We start from the raw sequence: 3,389 nt of genomic DNA on the forward strand, positions 1-3,389 counted from the left end.
CGGCCGCGATACCGGCCTTCACCGGAGCGCCCAGCCCCTCGGAGGCGGCCGCGCCGCCCCCGGCGCCCGCACCGCCGGAGCTGCCGCCGCTCGCCGCGGCCGCCGCCCCCGCGGCTCCCGCAGCACCGGCGCCCGCGCCCCCGGCGATGAGCCCGGCCGCCTTCGCGTACCCGGCGACACCGAACCAGCCGATGACCGCGACGGGCACCACGGCCGGAATGCCGCTCGCGACCTCTTCGATCTGGGTCGCGGCCAGTCGGCACCTGGCGCACTCCTCCAGGTGCTTGCGCAGTCCGCGTTCGGCCCGGATGCGCAGTCTGCCGCGCGCGTACGTGCCGAGCTGGTCGGCGTAGCGGGCGCACTCCTCGTCGGTGGCGAGGGCCTCGCTGACATGGGCCTGGAGGTAGGCCTGTTTCAGCCCCTCGCGGGCGCGGCTGGCGAGGACACGGGTGCCGTTGGCGTCCAGCCCGAAGAGCGTGGCCACCTCGCTCGGCGACTCGTCCTCGACCTCGGTGTGCCACAGCACGGCCTGCCACCGCTCGGGCAGCGACCGGAAGGCCCGCATGGCCATCGACTGCTCGGCCTCGTGCATCGCGCGGACGTCGGCACCCAGCTCCAGGGTGTCGTCGTCCCCCTTCGCGGTGTGCGCGGCCTGCGCGGCGAACACCGCGAAGTCCTCGACGAGTTGCTCCCGGCCCGCCGACCTGGTCCAGCCGGCGGCGACGCGCCGGACCGCGGTGAGCAGGTAGGCGCGCACGGCGTACTCGGGTCCCGAACCGCCGCGCACCGCCTGGAGCATGCGGGCGAACACCTCGGCGGTGAGGTCGTCCGCGGTGTGGGCGTCACGGCAGCAGGTGCGCGCGTACCGGCGCACCGCGTCCGCGTGGCGCCGGTACAGCTCCTCGTAGGCCGTGTCGTCGCCCGAGCGCATCCGCTCGATCAGGTCCGCGTCGGACGCCGGCTGCTCCCGCGGCGGCGGCAGGACGCTCCCGTCGTACAGGTCCCGCGGCGGCGGCAGGACGCTGTCCTCGTGCAGCTCGCGCTGCGCCGGAATCCCGGCCGCCGCACGGCCCCCGTCCTCGACGGGGCCCCCGCTGCCACCGGCCTCGGCGGCAGCGTCGCGGCCACCGGCCGCCGAGGCGCCGTCGGGGCCGGTGTCCCCGGTCGGCCGGTCGCCCTTGGCGGGAGCACCGTCCCGCCGGGCACCGGCCGGGCCGCCCTGCCCCGGCACCTGCGGCGCATCACCGTCCCGGTCACCGTCCCGGCTCTCGCCATTCCGGGTCTCGTCATTCCGGGCGTCGGCGGCCCGGGTGTCAGCGGCCCGGGTGTCGCCGGTTCCGCCGTCACCGGGGCCGTTCTCGCCGTCGCCGAGCGACCCGTCCCGCCTGTCAACGCTCATCGCGGAAAGCCCCCGCCAACCTGCCCAGCCAGTCCGAACACCGGGTCAGCGTGCCATATTGGCTTTTGTTCAGGACCCCCCTGTGCCGACCATCACTCGTCTGTGGGGACTTGCCGTGCCGCGGTAATAACGCTCAACCGTTCGGGGAAGGAGTTACGGGCCGTCCGACGGCGCCGCAGTCTCAGGCCGGGCGCGACCGCAGCCCCTCCAGCAGGATGTCCAGCAGCCGGGTCGAAGCCGCCGCCTGCTGGGCCGGGTCCGGCAGCGAGGGCGCCGCGGTGGCTATGACCAGCAGTACGTCCGACACCGACACGTCCGGTCGCAGCTCACCCGCCGTCCGCGCCCGCTCCACGAGCCGGCCCACCACCTCCAGGAGCGCCGCGGCCCCGTCGTCGCCCGCCACGGAACCCGCGCCGCCCTCGGCTGCGGAACCCGTGGCGGAGCCCGCGGCCGGACCCGCCGCGTCCGTGAGGGGACCCGTGCCGTCGGCCGACACTCCGGCCACCGCGGCGTCCTCGGGCACCAGGCGCAGCTCGCCGGTGCCCGGCTGTATCCGCTGCTGCGGCACCCGCGGATCACCGGCCGACGCAGCACGGGCACCGCCGACGCCGCCGTCGGCGTCGCCCGGCACCCCGACCCGCAGCACCTGCGGCGGCAGCAGCCGGCCGGCGCCCGAGGCCACCGACGTCCGCAGGAAGCGGGACAGCGCCGACCACGGCTCGTCCTCCTGCCCCAGCGCCGTACGCGCCTGGTCGGTCAGCCGAGCCGTCTCCTCCTCGGCTATCCGGCGCACCAGGACGTCCTTGCTCGGAAAGCGCCGGTACACCGTGCCGACGCCGACCCGCGCGCGCCGCGCCACGTCCTCCATCGGAGCGCCGTAGCCCAGCTCGCCGAACACCTCCCGCGCCGCGCGCAGCACGTGCTCCAGATTGCGCTGGGCGTCCACGCGCAGGGGCGCGCTCCGTGCCGCGTCGCCGCGTGCGCCGCCCGTCGAGGCGCTCATCGCACCACCGGGCGCGACGGCCGACGCGGACGACCAATGAGAATCCTGAACATGCATAGACAATCCCCCGGTAATGACGTCTCCCCCCGGAGACACTCCCCGCCATCGAAAGCCGGAGTGCGTGGAACGGGCCCGGTTGCGCGGCCCGCCCGTCGCGGACCCCATGAGCACATCCCCCTGCACACCGTGGGAAAGAACATAGTTGAGCGGGAGTCAATTCAGAAGGGGCACGTTCCGCACGGAGCGCCCCCCGATCGGAGCACGCACCGCATACGCCCCGAATGTGCCGCTCCCCACCCCCGTACTTACCCACGCTGACCTGCGTGATCACCCCGCGCCACGGCGATTCTCCCGGCCCCGCGCTTCGACGATCTCCGGTCACACAAATTGACGAGCCTGTGGACAAACGCAAGCGCCGGGTGCGTCATGGGATGGTGAAGGAACGTGCGCGCATTCTCGTTGTCGGCGGTGGCTACGTCGGGATGTACACGGCCCTGCGGCTGCAACGGAACCTCAAGGGCGAACTGCGGCGGGGCGAGGCCGAGATCACCGTCGTCACCCCCGACGCCTACATGACGTACCAGCCGTTCCTCCCCGAGGCGGCCGCCGGTTCCATCTCCCCGCGGCACGTCGTCGTCCCCCTGCGCCGCGTCCTCGGCCAGTGCGACGTGGTCGTCGGCGAGGTCCGGGCGATCGACCACACGACCCGCACCGCCACCCTCACCACCCTCGCCACCGACGAGGAGCGGACGGGCGCCCGCCGGCTCACGTACGACGAACTCGTCCTCGCCCCCGGCTCCGTCTCACGCACCCTGCCCGTGCCCGGACTCGCCGACCACGGCGTCGGTTTCAAGACCGTCGAGGAAGCCATCGGCCTGCGCAACCACGTCCTGGAACAGATGGACATCGCCTCCTCCACCCGCGACCCGGCCCTGCGCGACGCCGCCCTCACCTTCGTCTTCGTCGGCGGCGGCTACGCGGGCGTGG

Annotated in this window: 3 protein-coding genes; 1 reads left to right on the forward strand and 2 read right to left on the reverse strand. The window is 74.4% G+C overall.

All coding sequences use genetic code 11. From position 1 onward, the window contains the following. Positions 1 to 1,399 (reverse strand): sigma-70 family RNA polymerase sigma factor (locus K7854_RS37090; protein WP_226030958.1); only part of this gene is annotated, 1,399 nt, incomplete at its 3' end. Between the two features lie 181 nt (positions 1,400 to 1,580). Beyond that, the gene (locus K7854_RS37095; protein WP_226030959.1) at positions 1,581 to 2,459 is read right to left on the reverse strand and encodes a TetR/AcrR family transcriptional regulator; all 879 of its coding nucleotides are present in this window, start codon (positions 2,457 to 2,459) and stop codon (positions 1,581 to 1,583) included. 374 nt (positions 2,460 to 2,833) lie between these two features. Between K7854_RS37095 and K7854_RS37100 the strand changes: the two genes are divergently transcribed. Further along, on the forward strand, positions 2,834 to 3,389 hold a 556-nt coding region (locus K7854_RS37100; RefSeq protein ID WP_226030960.1), incomplete at its 3' end, for an NAD(P)/FAD-dependent oxidoreductase.

This window comes from Streptomyces hyderabadensis (assembly GCF_020404845.1).
Taxonomy (GTDB): domain Bacteria; phylum Actinomycetota; class Actinomycetes; order Streptomycetales; family Streptomycetaceae; genus Streptomyces; species Streptomyces hyderabadensis.